We start from the raw sequence: 17,130 nt of genomic DNA on the forward strand, positions 1-17,130 counted from the left end.
TCATGAAAAGATTTCAAAGAATTTCAAAAAAAGTTACTGACAAAATGAGTCAGTCAAAAGTTGCAACTGGTGTTACTGGTGTTGCTCTTGCGAGTACACAATCGTTTGCATTGACTTCAACTGATATTAATTTCGGTACTACTGAGGCTGATATTGGTTTAGTTCTAATCGCAATGATTGGAATTGGTGCTGTCGTTTGGGGTGGTCGTAAACTACTTGGTTTTTTCGGATAATCAAAAGTGAAAAAGTACATCATTAATATTTTTATTTTCCTTATGATTGTTAGTGATGTACAGTCTGCTCCACTTCTTGCAAGTGATATAGACCCTTCAAATGCTAATGAGCAAATAGCTCTTATAGTTACCTCATTAGTTGCCTTTTTAGCCTTTATCATGGGTTCAAAAAGAGTATTAAAGTTTCTAGGATAGATTATGAAAAAGTTTTTTTATATATTTTTATTGTCATTTATATTTAGTACAAATATATATGCTTATGTAAATATGTCTAATGTTGGTGATAGAGCTGATGATTTAGGAATGAGAAAAGAAGATTATACTTATGCTATGGCTATAAGTGGTGCTTTGTGTGGTTCTATGTTTGGACTTTTTCTTTGGAAGGCAAGATAATGCCTAGTTTTTTAGATTTTACAATTATTGGTGACCCTGCTTTTGATTTCTTTTTTTCTATTACAGCATCTATAAATCTTTTGATGTTTATAGCTTTTTCTGTAACTGCTCTTTTTCGTGGTCGAGTTTAGACATGTATTTAAAAACCCTCCTACTATATATTTTATTATTTAGTGTTTCACTTTATTCTTCTATTATTCAAAAAAAAATAATTAATCCTCCAACTATTGAAAAATATAATGTAATTTATAAATCAGGTTGTTCTAATTATAAATTAAAAAATAATAATACATTAGGTGGTGCTTCACAAGGTTCTTGCATTAATGTTGGTTTAGATGGTAAAGATTTTATATCAGCTCAAATGGATTTTATATATTATGAAAGAAATTGTGTTACAGAAAATTCATTTTACATTTCTTTTGAAGTTTATTCATCTTCTACCATACTTTGTAAATATGCTTCTTGTAAAGATGGATTAAAATTTAATACAAAAACCGAACTTTGTGAAGCACCTCCAAAAACTTGTAAAGATAAAGAAAATCAAGTTTTAAATCCTGATACCAATATTTGTGATTGTGCTGATGGTTATGTAAAAAAAGATGATGATTGTCTTTTAGATACAGACGGCGACGGTGACCCTGATATTACCGACCCTGATAAAGATGACCCTGATATTACTAGTGGTGGTGGTTCTCCTGATGGTTCTTGCAAAGGTTTTGCACAAACAAAACATTTTTTTCCTAATTCTCCAAAATTTCCTTATTCTGATTATAAGTATCTTCCATATTATAAAACTATTCCTGGATGTAAATCTTTAGTTTCAAATAATAATAAAGTTGATAGTATATTTTATGTTGATGATAAAGGTAAGGCTTGTGAGCGTTCATATTGTTTTGCACATTATAAAAAAGAACAAAAATGTACTTCTACAGTTGAAAATAGTAAACCTGCGGGTTTTGTTTATATGTCTAATTTAAATAAAGATGAGTGTTACGCCAAGGTTGACGGAATTAGTTATACAAAGGCTTTATATTTCGTTGCCGATTCTCTTACTTGTCCTAATATTGAATATTGTTTTTTAAAGCCTAAAAAAGATTTACCAGACAATCCTAGTCCTGATAATAATACTTCAACTAATCCTTTACCAAATAAGAAGTTAAATAGTATTGATTCTAAAATAAAAATTACTAATGATAAATTGACTGATTTAAATAATAAAGCTACTGATAGAAATAATAAGTTAGATGATTTAAATAATAAAGCTACTGATAGAAATAATAAATTGAATGATTTAAACAATAAAGCTATTGACAGAAATAATAAATTAGGCGATATTATTAAAAATACATCAACTTCAAACAAATCTTTAAAAAGTATTGATGAGTTTATAAAATCAAATAATAAAGGTTTGACAAGTTTGAATGAGACAACTTTAAAAAATAACTCTCAACTTCAAAACATCGCCTCTAATACTAGGAATATTAATGAAAATTTACAAGCAGGATTACTTGGCGATGACCCTTTTGCAAATGTAGATTTAACAGATGATGGTTCTTCAAAGTTTGGTGATTTTAAAAGTGATGTTTCTTCTGCATTTGATAAAACAACTTATTTTAATATTTTTGGTTTAAGTGGAATGTCTGGCGGTTCTATTCCTGAGTATAGCGCGAATATTATGGGTAGTAAAATTACAGTTTTTCACCCTAGTATGCTCAATGGTTTTCCAATGGCTGATATAAGAGCTTTAATCATGTTTTTCTTTGCCCTTATGGGCTTCATTCACACATTTAGGAGCGTTTAAAGATGGCTATACCTTTATTATTGGCTGGATTTAGTGGTATAGCCTCTATTGCTAGTTTTATTATGAAACATCCGTTTGTTTCTAAAATGATGATTTTTGGTGTTTTTACTGCACTTCTAACCCTTGCTTTTACATACTTAAAAAATCTAGTAGCTCCTTACATTGTAGGAAATTCTTTGATGTCTTTAGCTGCTTATTTTGGTGTACTAGATGGGATAAGCATATATATAACAATCTTAGTCGCAGGATTTGGAGTCAAACAAGTTTTAGCGTTTGTAAGGTCTTAATTTAAATATAGGAGTAACAATGTTTAGGTATCTATTTATAATTTTATTTTTGGTGTTTAATCTAAATGCTAGAAGTTTAGTAAATGTAAATTTTTCAAATTTAAAAATCAATGAGTTTATTAAAATAGTTTCAAAGCTAGTTAATAAGAATATTTTAGTTACTGATATTATTGAAGGTCAAGTTAACTTAGTTAGTAATGTCTCGATTTATGATGATGAACTTATAAGCATTTTATCATCAGTTTTAAAATCTAAAGACTATACACTCATAAAAAATGGTTCTATCTATGAAGTGATTAAAATATCTAAAGCTGTAAAGAGTGAAGCAAATTATAAAGGTAGTTTAAAAAATAATAGTTTTATAGTTTCCCACCTCATACAAATAAAAAATAATGATGTTGATATTATTGCTTCAAAGCTTAAAAGTTTAACTTCTATACATTCAAACCTTATAACTATTAAAAGCTCTAACATGATACTTATTAGTGATTATCCAAAGAATATAAATGTAATCAAGAAGATAATAAAAAAGATAGATATTAAACTAAATAATGATGTGTTTATGTATGAGATTAAAAATGTACAAGCTAAAGCACTTCTAACATATCTAAATGAAAGCTCTAAACTTCTTTTCAATGATTCTTTAAAGTCTGACAAGGTTAAAATCTTATTACATGAAGATTTAAATTCTATTATAGTTATTGGTAAAAAATCAAATGTTTTAGTTATTGAAAAGTTGATAAAAAAGTTTGATATTGAATCTTCAAATAATCAAACACTAAAAATATTTAATCTAAAAAATGCTAAAGCTGATGAAGTATTTAAAGCTCTTAATGACATCATAAAAAATCAAAAGTTTAGTGATGAATCTTTAAAGCCTAATGTTTCTAAAAGTGATGATATTAATTCTATTATAGTTGTTGGTGTTCCTCACATCATAAAAGCTCTTGAACCTCTCATAAAAGAGTTAGATAAGGAAAAGTATCAAGTATATGTAGAAGCTCGTATAATAGATATAAATAAGAAAAATTCAGAAGATTTAGGCATTAAATATAATTTTGATGGTGCTAGGCTTTTATCTAGTGGTGGTTTACTCTCTTTTAGTTCTAATTTCAGTGGTATAGCTCCTATACAAGGCTTGATAGGTAAAAACTTATCATCTTCGCTCGTTGGTGATGGTTTGGCTCTTGGTGCATCTATTGACTTTCTTCAAACAAACGGTGCAAGTAAATCAATCTCTAATCCTTCTATTCTTTGCGTTAATAATAAAGAATCATCAATATATGTAGGTAAAGCTATCTCTTTACAAAGTGGGTCTGTCTCTGCTTCTGATAGTGGTGTTACTAACTCTTATGTTAGAACTGATATAGGTTTGACTTTAAAAATAATTCCTCGTGTTTCATCATCAGATAAAGTTACTTTAGAAGTATCAATCATTTTAGAAAACATAATCGATGATGGTAGTAATAATGAAACGGGTCAACCAGTAACTTCTAAACAAGAAATTAACACTCAAACAATACTTAGGCATGGCGAAAATATAATTATAGGTGGTTTAGTTAAGAGCTACACTTTAGATTCTAAGTCACAAATCCCATTACTTGGAGATATTCCTTTTCTTGGGGCATTGTTTAGAAGTACATCAACAACAAAAGAGCAAGATAATTTAGTTGTTATTCTAACTCCGTATATCATTGATAATAGTGAAAAACTATCACAACTTCAAAAAGATTTAGGAACATTATCAAAGTTACAAGAAAAATACAATCAAGAAGCATTTAATAATTTTGAGGAAGAAGGTTTAAAAGATGATTGATTATTTTTTTGGTAAACCTAGAACGGGTAAAACTTACAGAGCTGTTGATATTCTCTACAATGATTATGTTAAAGATGAAAATGCTTCTCCAAAATTTACTAATATTATTACAAATATTGGTGGTTTTAAATTTAAAGAAATAAACCAACTCTTTAGGGATAGAGGTTCTAAATCAGTAGCTTATAAATTAGTTTGGAGAGATTTATATACACATTTATCAAAATTGTACGAAATGGCTCTTGATGATAAAAGTGATGAAGAATTAAATAGATACGCATATAGTCACAAGATAAATGACGCTTTAATAATTCTTGATGAAGCTTCTTTGTTTATGAAAAGATATGATGATGTTGTTTCATGGTGGTTGGCTTATCACGGACATTTTAAAATGAGAATTATAATAATAGCTCAAAGTCCTAAACAAATAAATGCTGAGTACCTTGTACATGCTGAAATATATTATGAAGCTCAACCTCAAAGTAAACAGTTAGCAAGTAATAAGCTTAGGTATATACACTATAGTGAGCCTTATTTTGTAAAAGATAATAAATTTTCTTCTAATACTATTACTTCTAATCAAAAAATATTTGATTTATATAAAAGTGGAGAAGTTGATAAACCTAAAAAAATGTTAATTAGATTTATTATATATATTTTAATAGCTCTTTTTATATCCGCTGCTTTTTTCAAATTTCTTCTTTATAGACTTTCTCCAGATACTCCTGATACAGAAGAAAACCAATCCAATAGCGTTACATCAACTTATGAAGATGTTGATTATCCACCTCCAAAATCTGATGATTATTTATTGTCTGTTCGTTGCAATAAGCGTTATTGTTGGAATACTGACCCTAAATATGACAGTAAAGAAATATCTTTAAGTTATTTTAAATTTATAGTTATTAAACACTCTTTAGAACTAGAATATAGTGAGATTATAAATGAGGTTTACATACTTACTCCAATAGAGAAAACTTTGAGTAAATCAACTTTATCAAAGTTAACTGATTATTATTATTTCATACCCAAAGAGCTTAAAACTAAAGAGTTAAAACAATTTTTTATAAGTAAAGAAGTAATGACAAATAAAAGAAAAGATTTTAGTATTAATCCATTTAATATAAACACGAACGAAGAGAACGCAAGGACGAGCGCCTTAGCGAGGACGACCAAAAGCGAGTGAGATGGGAGGAGTTTAGCGACTCCCCTTGGCTATCTATAAAAAGTTATCGTACAAAAATTAAAGGAGTGACAAAAATGAAAAATTATGGATTAAGTTCTTACCAAAGATATAAAGCTTTAAAAAAACTAGAGTTCAACAGAGACTATATGCTTAGTAACGGGATACAGCTAGATAATAAGATAATTCCTTTTGCTGATTTTGTATGTAACAGTTATACAAATTCTGATAGGTACATAGCTGAGTTACAGCATAGAGCTTGGTCGACTTACGACTATGCAAAAGAAAAAAACTTAAAAAATATATTTTTTTCTCTTACTCTTCCTTCTAAATGGCATCCAATGAAAACTATTAATTTCGGTAAAAAGAATGAAAAATTAGTATTTAATAAAAAATTTGGTGGTCGAAGAATTATTAAAGTTCACACTAAACAGAAAAATAAATATCATTTCTTAAATGCTCATGTAAAGCAAAACATTCCTTTCATTGAGCCTATATTAGATTATACAAATACAGTTGATAAATATTCTCCTCATAATGCTTCTAAAGAGTTGTCTAGGTTATTATCTGCAGGTTTATTTAATGAAAGAAGTTATAGAAAAATAGATAAAGAGCATAGATGTTATTTTAGAGTAACAGAACCTCACAAAGATGGTACACCTCATTTACATATAAGTTTATATGTTCCAGAAAATAAGGTTAATTCAATAGTAAAATCACTTAAGAGATGTTATCTTGCTCCTATGGGAGATATAGAAACAAATGTAAATAATCCTGTTTCTTACCTTATGAAATATGTTTTAAAAACTCTTGATGATTTGAGAGATAATCCCGAAAAAATAACAAATCTTACTTTGTGGTATCTGCATCATGGGATTAGTCGTTTTTATACTTCTCGTACTTTTATATCTTTGGAAGTGTATAGAAAACTTAATGGCATGTACACTTTAATAGACTTAACTAAAAAATACAAATCAAATGATATATGCATTTATGTTTATTCAGATACTAAAAAAATAGCACTCATAGAAAACGAATACGGCACTATCTATATTCCTAAACCTGTAAATTGGTATGATAAGTTAGTGGACACCGACCATACTTACTTAGAGGCTGAATTTGAACCTATTTATAAAGAGCAAAATAAATCAGTTAAACCAATACAGATAAAGATAGATGATGAAGATTACATAATCCATCAACACTCTTTAAAAGAACACAATCAACAAAACGAAAAACTCATTAAAAATAATAAAATTCCCTTATCTCTTGATGATATTCTTATAAAACCAAAGATTCAACCATATCAAATGAAAAATTATCAACTTTCACACTATTTTGAAAATATAAATATGGACAGTGTAAATCCTGCTCATTTCGCTGTTACATATAACTTAATGATAGAACGAGGCTTGATAGCGGGTGAGTTGCTGAAACCATCTAGTATGTATGAAGCTTTTGAGGTATTTTAAAATGAGAATAAGCAAATGCCCTATATGTCATAACGAATTTAAAGATTATAGTCTTTATAAACCTACGACTTATTGTTCTGTTAATTGTTGTAACTATAATAAGCAAAAAAACGCTTTAGAAAAATCTATAATTGTTCTTAAGCCTACGAAGGAAGCTAAAAAGATAATTAAGGGTGACATGTTCAGATTGTCTAATTTAGTAAGTATTGGTACTGTTACTAAAAATGATTAAATTTAGCCACTACTCAAAACTATATTTAGAGTTTAAAAAGCATGAACTAAAATTTTCTACTTTAGACAAATATACAAATATAATTAAGGATAGATTATATAAAAAGATTGAAGTTTTAGATAATGGTGTTATATTATGCAATTAGTTCTTAGCCTATTTAGCGGTGTCGGTTTACTAGACCAAGCTTTTAGAGAAAATGGCTTTTGTGTTGTATCGGCTGGTGACTTGATAACTGGTCAAGATGTCCGTGACTTTACAGGTATGAAAAATAAATTCTCTGGTGTGATTGGTGGAAGTCCTTGTCAAGACTTTAGCGGATTGAAGAGAGTTAAAACTGATTATTCTAATAAAATGATAATAGAGTTTTTAAGAGTAGTTTCAGAGTGTGAGCCTGATTGGTATCTTTTGGAAAATGTCAAAGGTGTTCCAAATTTGACTGACTTAAATAAAAATAGTGTGACTCCGCTGCGTGAATATTCCCACCAACGAATTGATATTAATCAGGGTTGGTATGATGATTATTCAAGATTAAGACATATTCAGTTCGGCTCAAAACAAAATTTTTACTTAGATATACCTCGTGGAACTATGAAAAATATTATAAGTGGTTGTGCCTTAGCTTCTGATGATAGAAGTTTTAAAGAGCTTTGCCATATCCAAGGTTTACCAAGTGATTATGATTTAAAAGATTTTAATGTAAAAGGTAAAAAGAAAGCTGTAGGAAATGGTGTTCCTTTATCTGTTGGAAGAGTTCTTGCAAAAGCTGTTTTAGATGTGACTGATCCAGGTAACAAAGGTGTGAACTATCGAGAAGAAAAAAGTGTGACATTAAAATCCTCTCAAGGTAAAATTAGTTTTACAACATTTCTTAATGATAGAAATATTTCATTTGATTCTCGTATGTCAAGTGGTTTTATTTGTAGTGTTTGTAATACTCAGTTTAACCATACTGCTCATAATAGATTTGATTCAAAAGTTCATATTTTTAGTTTGTTTGAATATCTAGATTTTGACTATATGGATTTTTTAAATAATAAAGATACAGAATTAAAAGTTAAAAATTTTTGCAATTCTATTGGTGTTAAAAATACTACATTTTTTTTATCTATTTGTGATGATTGTTTTCAAAATCATAGTTTAATTACTCCAGCTGTTGAAAGTGTGACTTTGCTGCATAAAGAATCTGTGACACAACAGGATAAAAAAAGGTGTGCGTGTGGTTGTGGTCGTGAGTTAATTGGAAAAAAGAAATGTTATGACTCTACATGTCGCAAAAGATTATCACGAAAAAGTATTAAATGTGATTTAGCAGCGGAACAAAAAAAATGATTAAATTTAGCCACTATTCAAAACTATATTTAGAGTTTAAAAAGCATGAACTAAAATTTTCTACTTTAGACAAATATACAAATATAATTAAGGATAGATTAAATCCTACTTTTGGAGATTCAGACATAGCAAATATAAAACCTAGTAACATAAAAAAATGGTTATATGACATAGATGATGTAGGCGGTAAATCTAAAAGAACATATCTGAGTATCTTAAGCGGTATCATGCAAGAAGCTCTTTATGATGAAGTTATAAATCGTAATCCCGTAAGACTTGTTAGACTTCCAAAATTTGACACTCCAAAAATAAAACCTTTTACAGCTGATGAAGTAAATAAAATTATGTCTTTAGCAAAAAATGATAACTATCGTCATTATCTTGCAATAGCATTTTATACGGGTATGCGTTCGGGCGAAATAATGGCACTTAAGAAAAGTGATATAAATTTCAAAAAGCAAATTATTACAGTTCAACGAACACGCTCACGCTATGGAGAATCTACTCCTAAAACAAAATACAGCATTAGAGATGTTCCTATTATAAAATTATTAGAACCATATATTACAGAACTATACAAAAAACATGATGAAGAATATTTATTTATCACTCAGTACAAAAAACCTTATAAAGATAATCATGTCTTTGCTGAAAACTTTTGGAAGAAGGCATTAAAAGAGTTAGACTTAGAATATAGAAGACCATATAACGCTAGGCATACTTACGCTACAAATATGCTTTATAATAATTTAGTAACTCCAGTTCAATTAGCTCAATTGCTAGGTCATGCAAATTCTCAAATGGTTTTTGATGTATATGTTAATTATATAGATTCGTTTAATGAAAACTTTGATAGGTCAATAAATATTTATATTTGAGGGGTACGACAAGAAAAAAAGTGATTTTCAAAAAGGTGCTTCAAACCCCTACATTTAGGGCTTTATGGTGGACAAGGAGAGATTCGAACTCTCGGTAGGATTACTCCTACGCATCCTTAGCAGGGATGTGGTTTCAGCCAGCTCACCCACTTGTCCATTGTTTGAAGGCAGGAATTATATTCATATATTCATAATAATTAGCTTAAATAAAAGAAGTTTGTATTATAATATTTTACACTTACCAAGGAATACACTATTAAACTTTTTATATACTTATTTTTTACTACCATTCTACTTGCAAATACTTACCCTAATTTTAATGAAAAGGAGTTGTCCTATATAAAAAAAATATCTGGAAACATCGCTGTTAACAGAGTAAATGACTATACCAAAAATATAAAATCTTATCAAAACCTTACAAAAGACAAGCAACTATTAAAAGTTAACTTTTATCTAAATCAACTCTTGCCTCAGTATGATGATGTAATACAAAAACAAGAAGATTACTGGGCAAGTCCAAAAGAGTTTCTTATCACTGGTTTTGGTGACTGTGAAGATTATGTAATTATAAAGTATTTCACCCTTTTAAAACTTGGATTTGACAAAGATAAATTATTTTTCACAACAGTTTATGAAAAATATATTGGAGGTTATCACATGGTATTGAGTTATTTTAAAGTACCAGGGAAGTCACCTATTATATTAGACAACCTTAGTTTTAGAATTTTACCCTTGAATGTTAGAAAAGATTTAAAGGCAGATACATTTATAAACTCAATAGGCATCTATAAAATAGACAAAAACAACAAACTTTTTAAAGTACAAGACAACTCTCTTAAATTTCAAAAGTTACTTAAGAAAGTAAAAAAAGAAATCTAAAGCTTTTTTAAAATATTTTCTATAACTTCTACAGGATTTTTTGCTTGGTAAATTGGACGACCAACTACTATGAAATCTACTTGAGCTTTTTTAGCAAACTCAACATTAGCAACTCTTTTTTGATCACCAGCATCTTCTCCAAAAGGGCGAATACCAGGAGTTAAAGTCATAAACTCATTTGATGTTACACCTTTAATAGAATCGCTCTCAAATGCACTACAAACAACGCCATCCAAACCACTTTCATGTGCATCTATTGCAAACTGGTCAGCTTTATCATTTATACCTTTTTCATACACCGCAACAAACTCATCTTCGCTAAAAGATGTCAGAGCTGTTACAGCCAATACTATTGGTCTAGAAGAGTATAATTCCAATCTCTTCATAACTTCACTCATTGCTCGTTTTCCTGCACTTGCATGTACATTAAACATATCAACACCAAGTCCCATTATTGACTCAGCAGCATCTGCCATAGTATTTGGAATATCATATAGTTTTAAATCTAAAAATATTTTAAAATCAGGATTTATTTGTTTTATTTCAAGCAGGAAATCTTCTCCATCTCTTATGAAAGTTCTTAGTCCGACTTTTAGCCAAACATCATAATCTTTTATTTTGTGGATTAAATCTAGGTTTTCTTGTTTTGTGGGTAAATCGAGAGCAACGCATAATTCCATCATATCTCTTTATATTAAAGTGATGGAATTATAACATTTTTGTACTATGAATTAACCATTTTATTTATTGTATCAACTACACCTGGATCTTCAAGTGTTGAGATATCTTGAGTAATTTTTTCACCTTTTGCGATTGAACGAAGGATTCTTCTCATGATTTTACCTGAGCGAGTTTTAGGAAGTCCTGGAACAAAAACCATATCATCACAAAGGGCAATATTACCTATCTCTATTTTAATGATTGCATTGATAGCTTTCATTTCTTCAAGCTCATCAGCTACACCATCATCTTCTTTTAAGAGAATATAAGCGAAGATACCTTCACCTTTAAGTGGATGTGGTTTACCAACTACTGCAACTTCTGCTACATTATCATGTTTTTTGATAGCCGCTTCAACTTCAGCAGTTCCCATTCTGTGTCCAGAAACATTGATAACATCATCCGTACGACCTGTTATAGTGATATATCCATCATCATCATAAACAGCACCATCACCTGTAAAGTAAACTGGTTTACCATCTTTTTTAACATCTCCAAAGTATGCTTTTATAAATCTTTCTTTATCTCCCCAAACACCACGAATCATCGCTGGCCATGGACGAGTTATACACATAAGACCTTTTTCTCCAACTGGAGCTTTATTGCCTTCATCATCTAAGATTTCTGCCATGATTCCTGGAAGTGGGAATGTAGCACAACCTGGTTTAATAGGAGTTGCACCTGGAAGTGGAGATATAACATGTCCACCTGTTTCAGTTTGCCAGTAAGTATCAACGATAGCACAGTTATTATTTCCAACTGCTTCATAGTACCATTTCCATGCTGGAGGGTCAATAGGCTCACCAACTGTTCCTAAAACTTTTAGAGATGATAAGTCATATTTTCCTGGCTCATCCTCACCCATTTTATGAAGTACACGAATAGCAGTAGGTGCAGTATAAAATTGGTTAATTCTATACTCTTCAACCATTTTCCAAGGACGACCAGCATCTGGATAAGTTGGAACACCTTCAAACATTACTGTTGTCGCACCCATTGCAAGTGGTCCATAAACTATGTATGTATGACCTGTAATCCAACCAACATCAGCAGTACACCAATAAGTATCGTTTTCTTTAACATCAAAAACCCATTCCATAGTCATCTGAGCCCAAAGTATATAACCAGCTGAATTATGTTGAACACCTTTTGGTTTTCCTGTTGAACCTGATGTATAAAGTAAGAAGAGTGGATCTTCTGCATCCATAGGTTCCGGATCACAGTGAGAACTTTCTAAATCAATAAGTTCGTTATAAGAGTAATCTCTTCCCGCTACCCACTCTACATCTTCAAAGTTTCTTTGAACAACTAAAACTTTTTTAACAGGTGTTGCACCTTCTAGTGCCTTATCAACAACTGGCTTAAGCATATATGGCTTATCTTTACGAAATGCTCCATCCGCTGTAATAATAATTTTAGCATCTGCATCTTTAACTCTATCTTTTATAGCTTCAGCAGAGAATCCACCAAAAATTACAGAGTGAATAGCACCAAGTCTAGCACAAGCAAGCATAGCATAAGCAGCTTCTGGAATCATTGGCATATAGATGATAACTCTATCACCTTTTTTAACATCAAACTTATTTTTAAGTAGGTTAGCAAACTTATTTACATTATAGTAAAGTTCAAGATATGTAACGATTTGCTTGTCTCCACGATCACCTTCAAAAATAATAGCTGCTTTGTTCTTCTTTGTATCTAAGTGACGATCAATACATTGAGAAGCAACATTAAGTTTACCACCATCAAACCAATTAACAAACGGAAAGTTTGAATCGTCCATTACTTTTGTAAATGGTTCCATCCAATCCAATTTTTCTTTACCATAGCTTCCCCAAAAGCCTTCATAATCTTCAGTAGCCCAATCCTGTAAATCTTGGTACTCACACATATTTTTAATGCGTGCATTTTTTGCAAACTCTTTGTTTGGTTTAAAAACTTGTTTTTCTGACATTTATCTTTCCTTTGTTAATTTTAAATATATCATTGCTGTCATTATTGCATCATTAACAGCATTATGCGAACCCATATATGGAATACCACACCTGCCTAGTATTGTATCAAATCGTAAATCAATATTACCTTGTGGAATAGTTTTTATTGTCCTATTGTAATAAATTTCTGATACATCAGTCATTTTGTTAGGTAAAACTATCCCTAGTGTCTTCTTTATATACTTGTTAATCATAGCTATATCAAACTCTAAATAGTACCCAATCAAGGGGCGTGAACCTATGAAATATAAAAAATCTTTTATAGCTTCATCTATCGTTTTTTCATCACTTATTACTGCTTCAAATGTTTGTGAAGTTATTACACGGTTGCCTTTTATTCTTACTGCTCCTATTGATAAAATATTGTCTTTTCTTATATCAAAACCAGTTGTTTCAGTATCTAATACTACAAACTCTTCACTTTTATCTTCATCAAAAAGAAAATTGAACTCTTTTGCTTTAAGTCCAGCATAATTTGATTTAGCTTTAAAGTCAGATAAAAAAGACAAGGTCACGCAACCATACTTAAATGAAAGTGATAAGTTATAAATTTTTTAAATTTATTGACAATTTTAAAACTATCTTTTAGTAAATCTTTTTGAATTTTGTCTAACTTTTGAGGATTTATATAGTTTTGTTCATCACTATTTGTTGCTTTTAGCATAGTTTGTAGTCGAAACGAACTCAATGTATCAAAGCTCTCTATTAACTCAACAGCAAAGGTTTTATCAATTACACCTTTATTGTTGAGTTCTTTTATTCGCTCTATTGTATTTGTTGCTTTTATCTCATATTTTAGACAAAGAGTTCTTGCACCATGCACGAGTGCGAAAATACCGCCTTCTTTGAGATTTAATCTATTTTCATGCTCTTTTTCTATCACAAATCCAGAAAATATAGATAGTGGAGTTTGAAAATTTAAAATCGATTTAGCTATGTGAGCTAAAACATCATCTCTATTATGAAAACTCTCATGAAGATACTTTTTAAGTTCATCTACTAAACTCTCATCTCCTCCAACACACTTAGCATCTGCAAAAATACTTAAGTTCATTACATCAACTTCTTGCATATTTTCTATCCAAGCGCTAATATATGTTTTATATGAAGAAACATCTCTTCTCCAAAATTCATTACTTATCATAATATTATCACTACACTTTGGAAAGCCTAGTTCAAGCAATGACGCATTTAACTTCATCATTGGTTCTTCAAATATTTTGGCATCTACACCATCTTTAATTATCAAAGCATTATCTTGATCAGTCTTGAGAGTTTGTTCATCTCTACCTTCACTTCCCATAATAACAAAAGCACATTTTTTTTGTAACTCTTCATTTACGCACATCTCAAAGAGTTTTTTATAAACTTTTATATTTAAAGTAGCTACTAGTTTTGTTATATATCTAACTTTTACACCTTTTGCTTTAAGTGTCACTATTAGATTTTTTAAGTCAACTTGAAGAGCTTTCAAATCATTTATATTTTGTGCTTTTTGGATTTGTACCGCTACAACATGTGAGTGATTTGCAAAGTAACTAAGTAAATCTAACTGTTCTAATATACCAATAATTTTGCCATCTTTAGTCACTACAACTCTTTTTATAACTTTATCTATCATTATAAGAAGAGCATTAAATAAAAAATCATCAGCATCTACGCTTATTATCTTTTTTGCATCTATTTTAATTACAGCGTCATTAACATCTAAGGATCCTAGAAGTACATTTTCTCTTATATCACTATCTGTAATAATAGAATACTTAGTTTTATCTTTTACAATAATTACATTCGCTTTTAAACTCTTTTGCTCCACTAAAGCATCATATATAGTTGTATTTTTTTCAACTATACATGCTTTATGAAGAAACATATCAGATACTTTAGATATTAAAAATGGAGATAGTTCACTTTGATGATAATAATTTTTAAGATTTTGGTGTCTAGTTACAAAATCTTGTAAAAAATAACCTTGTACTTTTTTGCACTGCATAAGCTCTAAAAAATCATCTTTTTGTATTTCATAGCATATAAGGTCGTTATCTACAACAAATTTACCCTCACATTTTGAGTATATAAGTGCATCTGCATCAAAACAATCTCCCTCTGAGTAAACATTATGAACTTCATCATCAATATACTCAGTAACAGCACCTTTTATAATAATATAAAAAGCGATAGAAGGTAATGATTTAGATATAAGCAGTGTGCCAATTGGATAATATGCTATATCAATTTTTGTCATTAAATTATCTAATTCTTTTGAGCTAAGTGCATCAAAAGGACGGATTGATTCTACTAATTTTCTTTGTTCAAGTATGCTCATTTATACTCATCCTCCCCTTCGGTTCCAATGCCTGTTTGACTTCTAATAAATTGTGCTTCAAAAGCCATTTTTTCATCTTGTGCTGCATCTGAAGTATCACTAATAGAAAAAAACCAGATAGAGATAAAGGCAGCACTTACAGAAAAAAGTGCTGGATATTTATATGGAAATATCGCTTGTGCATTTCCAAAAATATCTACCCAAACGATAGGACCCAGTATAACAAGTAGAACTGCTGTTGCCAAGCCAATTGACCCACCTATCACAGCACCTCTTGTAGTTAGCTTTTTCCAGTAAATAGATAAAAAAAGTATGGGAAAGTTTGCAGATGCAGCAATTGCAAAAGCAAGACCAACCACAAAGGCAATATTTTGATTTTTAAACATTATGCCCATAATTATTGCAACACCACCAAGAACAACCGTAGCATATTTTGAAACTCTCACTTCTGCCATGCCATCTGCCTTTCCATGTTTAAGTACAGATGCATAAAGGTCATGGCTTATTGCAGATGCACCCGCTAAGGTTAGACCTGATACAACTGCCAATATAGTAGCAAAAGCAACAGCAGAAATAAAACCTAAGAAAAAGTCTCCTCCTACTGCATGACTTAAATGAATTGCAGCCATATTATTTCCACCAAGTATAGGAAAATCTGACTTAAGAAGAGTGCTTGTGGCATCTAAGTAGTCTGGATTTTGATATACCATAACAATAGCTCCAAACCCTATAATAAAAGTTAAAACATAAAAATAACCAATAAAACCTGTTGCATAAAAAACAGATTTTCGTGCCTCTTTTGCATCCCTAACTGTAAAAAATCTCATAAGTATATGAGGAAGTCCTGCAGTTCCAAACATCAAAGCCACTGCTAAAGATATAGCAGATATTGGGTCAGATACAAGTCCTCCAGGGCTCATAATAGCTTCTCCTTTTAACTCAACAGCGTGAGCAAACAAAGAACCAAAGTTGAAATCATGATGTGCCATAACAGCTACAGCCATAAAAGTAGCACCACTAAGGAGTAAAAAAGCTTTTACGATTTGAACCCAAGTAGTGGCAAGCATACCACCAAAAGTTACATAAAGTACCATCAAAACACCAACTAAGACAACTGCTACTTCATACTCCAAACCAAAAAGAAGTTCTATAAGTTTTCCAGCTCCTACCATCTGTGCAATAAGGTACAATAAAACAGTTGTAATAGAACCAACTGTTACAAGTGTTCGTACCGAAGTTTGAGAGAGTCTAAACGAAGCTACATCTCCAAATGTATATTTTCCTAGGTTTCTAAGTGGTTCTGCAATCATAAAAAGTATGATAGGCCAACCAACTAAAAAACCTATGGAATAGATAAGTCCATCATAACCTTTAAGATAAACAAGCCCAGATATCCCAAGAAATGAAGCGGCAGACATATAATCTCCTGCTATTGCCATTCCATTTTGAAAACCTGTAATACCGCCACCTGCGACATAAAAATCTTTTGCACTTTTAGTCTTTTTCCAAGCCCAATAAGTAATACCTAAAGTCCCTACTACAAAGAGCAAAAACATAACTATCGCCGAGAGATTTAAACTGTGCATGATT

Annotated in this window: 18 protein-coding genes and 1 tRNA gene; 13 read left to right on the forward strand and 6 right to left on the reverse strand. The window is 30.5% G+C overall.

What is annotated here, in order from left to right:
- Positions 1–2: 2 nt before the first annotated feature.
- The 12 genes from MOV42_RS09745 (at position 3) to MOV42_RS09800 (ending at position 9,621) form a co-directional block, all read left to right on the forward strand.
- Positions 3–233, forward strand: coding sequence for a hypothetical protein (locus MOV42_RS09745; RefSeq protein ID WP_324170985.1), 231 nt, complete (start codon positions 3–5; stop codon positions 231–233).
- Positions 234–239: 6 nt separating this feature from the next.
- Positions 240–428 (forward strand): hypothetical protein, encoded by a 189-nt coding sequence (locus tag MOV42_RS09750; RefSeq protein ID WP_324170986.1) that lies wholly within the window; start codon positions 240–242, stop codon positions 426–428.
- A 3-nt stretch (positions 429–431) separates the two neighbouring features.
- Positions 432–626 carry a hypothetical protein gene (locus MOV42_RS09755; RefSeq protein ID WP_324170987.1) on the forward strand — a complete coding sequence of 65 codons (195 nt, stop codon included), beginning with the start codon at positions 432–434 and terminating at the stop codon, positions 624–626.
- A complete protein-coding gene (locus MOV42_RS09760; RefSeq protein WP_321777794.1) occupies positions 626–757 on the forward strand; it encodes a hypothetical protein in 132 nt (43 codons plus the stop codon). Before MOV42_RS09755 ends, MOV42_RS09760 begins: the two co-directional genes overlap by 1 nt.
- Before the next feature lie 2 nt (positions 758–759).
- A complete protein-coding gene (locus MOV42_RS09765; protein WP_324171001.1) occupies positions 760–2,427 on the forward strand; it encodes a hypothetical protein in 1,668 nt (555 codons plus the stop codon).
- 2 nt (positions 2,428–2,429) lie between these two features.
- Positions 2,430–2,714: a hypothetical protein gene (locus tag MOV42_RS09770; protein WP_324171002.1), complete on the forward strand. Its 285-nt coding sequence runs from the start codon at positions 2,430–2,432 to the stop codon at positions 2,712–2,714.
- Between the two features lie 19 nt (positions 2,715–2,733).
- Entirely contained in the window at positions 2,734–4,530 is a 1,797-nt protein-coding gene (locus tag MOV42_RS09775) for a secretin N-terminal domain-containing protein (protein WP_324170990.1), read from the forward strand.
- The gene (locus tag MOV42_RS09780) at positions 4,523–5,713 is read left to right on the forward strand and encodes a zonular occludens toxin domain-containing protein (RefSeq protein ID WP_324170991.1); all 1,191 of its coding nucleotides are present in this window, start codon (positions 4,523–4,525) and stop codon (positions 5,711–5,713) included. Before MOV42_RS09775 ends, MOV42_RS09780 begins: the two co-directional genes overlap by 8 nt.
- 74 nt (positions 5,714–5,787) lie before the next feature.
- The gene (locus MOV42_RS09785) at positions 5,788–7,182 is read left to right on the forward strand and encodes a hypothetical protein (protein WP_324170992.1); all 1,395 of its coding nucleotides are present in this window, start codon (positions 5,788–5,790) and stop codon (positions 7,180–7,182) included.
- A gap of 224 nt (positions 7,183–7,406) precedes the next feature.
- Positions 7,407–7,559, forward strand: coding sequence for a hypothetical protein (locus MOV42_RS09790; RefSeq protein WP_324170976.1), 153 nt, complete (start codon positions 7,407–7,409; stop codon positions 7,557–7,559).
- Positions 7,550–8,743, forward strand: coding sequence for a DNA cytosine methyltransferase (locus tag MOV42_RS09795; RefSeq protein WP_324170977.1), 1,194 nt, complete (start codon positions 7,550–7,552; stop codon positions 8,741–8,743). The genes MOV42_RS09790 and MOV42_RS09795 overlap by 10 nt, the downstream gene beginning before the upstream one ends.
- On the forward strand, positions 8,740–9,621 hold the full coding sequence (locus MOV42_RS09800) for a site-specific integrase (protein ID WP_324170978.1): 882 nt from the start codon (positions 8,740–8,742) through the stop codon (positions 9,619–9,621). The genes MOV42_RS09795 and MOV42_RS09800 overlap by 4 nt, the downstream gene beginning before the upstream one ends.
- Before the next feature lie 65 nt (positions 9,622–9,686).
- Here the strand turns inward: MOV42_RS09800 and MOV42_RS09805 are convergent.
- Positions 9,687–9,777 (reverse strand) — tRNA-Ser (locus tag MOV42_RS09805).
- Positions 9,778–9,951: 174 nt separating this feature from the next.
- Between MOV42_RS09805 and MOV42_RS09810 the strand changes: the two genes are divergently transcribed.
- Entirely contained in the window at positions 9,952–10,500 is a 549-nt protein-coding gene (locus tag MOV42_RS09810) for a transglutaminase-like cysteine peptidase (protein WP_324171003.1), read from the forward strand.
- Here MOV42_RS09810 and pyrF read toward each other — a convergent pair.
- Genes pyrF through MOV42_RS09835 form a run of 5 tightly spaced genes read right to left on the reverse strand, consistent with a single transcriptional unit; the run spans position 10,497 to position 17,126 of the window.
- Entirely contained in the window at positions 10,497–11,180 is a 684-nt protein-coding gene (gene pyrF, locus MOV42_RS09815; protein WP_324171004.1) for an orotidine-5'-phosphate decarboxylase, read from the reverse strand. The genes MOV42_RS09810 and pyrF overlap by 4 nt on opposite strands.
- A 44-nt stretch (positions 11,181–11,224) precedes the next feature.
- Positions 11,225–13,174: an acetate--CoA ligase gene (gene acs, locus MOV42_RS09820; protein ID WP_324171005.1), complete on the reverse strand. Its 1,950-nt coding sequence runs from the start codon at positions 13,172–13,174 to the stop codon at positions 11,225–11,227.
- Complete coding sequence (locus MOV42_RS09825) at positions 13,175–13,729, reverse strand: 3'-5' exonuclease (protein WP_324171006.1); 555 nt, start codon at positions 13,727–13,729, stop codon at positions 13,175–13,177.
- Positions 13,726–15,540, reverse strand: a complete 1,815-nt coding sequence (locus tag MOV42_RS09830; protein WP_324171007.1) for a putative nucleotidyltransferase substrate binding domain-containing protein — start codon at positions 15,538–15,540, stop codon at positions 13,726–13,728. The genes MOV42_RS09825 and MOV42_RS09830 overlap by 4 nt, the downstream gene beginning before the upstream one ends.
- Positions 15,537–17,126: a cation acetate symporter gene (locus tag MOV42_RS09835; RefSeq protein WP_324171008.1), complete on the reverse strand. Its 1,590-nt coding sequence runs from the start codon at positions 17,124–17,126 to the stop codon at positions 15,537–15,539. Before MOV42_RS09835 ends, MOV42_RS09830 begins: the two co-directional genes overlap by 4 nt.
- Positions 17,127–17,130 lie beyond the last annotated feature (4 nt).

The organism is Sulfurimonas sp., from assembly GCF_029027405.1.
Lineage (GTDB): Bacteria > Campylobacterota > Campylobacteria > Campylobacterales > Sulfurimonadaceae > Sulfurimonas.

Excerpts from the sequence above, each read along its gene's own strand:
- MOV42_RS09745 (WP_324170985.1), top strand. The coding sequence starts at position 3 with ATGAAAAGATTTCAAAGAATTTCAAAAAAAGTTACTGACAAAATGAGT.
- MOV42_RS09755 (WP_324170987.1), top strand. The coding sequence starts at position 432 with ATGAAAAAGTTTTTTTATATATTTTTATTGTCATTTATATTTAGTACA.
- MOV42_RS09760 (WP_321777794.1), top strand. The coding sequence starts at position 626 with ATGCCTAGTTTTTTAGATTTTACAATTATTGGTGACCCTGCTTTTGAT.
- MOV42_RS09765 (WP_324171001.1), top strand. The coding sequence starts at position 760 with ATGTATTTAAAAACCCTCCTACTATATATTTTATTATTTAGTGTTTCA.
- MOV42_RS09770 (WP_324171002.1), top strand. The coding sequence starts at position 2,430 with ATGGCTATACCTTTATTATTGGCTGGATTTAGTGGTATAGCCTCTATT.
- MOV42_RS09775 (WP_324170990.1), top strand. The coding sequence starts at position 2,734 with ATGTTTAGGTATCTATTTATAATTTTATTTTTGGTGTTTAATCTAAAT.
- MOV42_RS09780 (WP_324170991.1), top strand. The coding sequence starts at position 4,523 with ATGATTGATTATTTTTTTGGTAAACCTAGAACGGGTAAAACTTACAGA.
- MOV42_RS09785 (WP_324170992.1), top strand. The coding sequence starts at position 5,788 with ATGAAAAATTATGGATTAAGTTCTTACCAAAGATATAAAGCTTTAAAA.
- MOV42_RS09790 (WP_324170976.1), top strand. The coding sequence starts at position 7,407 with ATGATTAAATTTAGCCACTACTCAAAACTATATTTAGAGTTTAAAAAG.
- MOV42_RS09795 (WP_324170977.1), top strand. The coding sequence starts at position 7,550 with ATGCAATTAGTTCTTAGCCTATTTAGCGGTGTCGGTTTACTAGACCAA.
- MOV42_RS09800 (WP_324170978.1), top strand. The coding sequence starts at position 8,740 with ATGATTAAATTTAGCCACTATTCAAAACTATATTTAGAGTTTAAAAAG.
- pyrF (WP_324171004.1), bottom strand. The coding sequence starts at position 11,180 with ATGGAATTATGCGTTGCTCTCGATTTACCCACAAAACAAGAAAACCTA.
- acs (WP_324171005.1), bottom strand. The coding sequence starts at position 13,174 with ATGTCAGAAAAACAAGTTTTTAAACCAAACAAAGAGTTTGCAAAAAAT.
- MOV42_RS09830 (WP_324171007.1), bottom strand. The coding sequence starts at position 15,540 with ATGAGCATACTTGAACAAAGAAAATTAGTAGAATCAATCCGTCCTTTT.
- MOV42_RS09835 (WP_324171008.1), bottom strand. The coding sequence starts at position 17,126 with ATGCACAGTTTAAATCTCTCGGCGATAGTTATGTTTTTGCTCTTTGTA.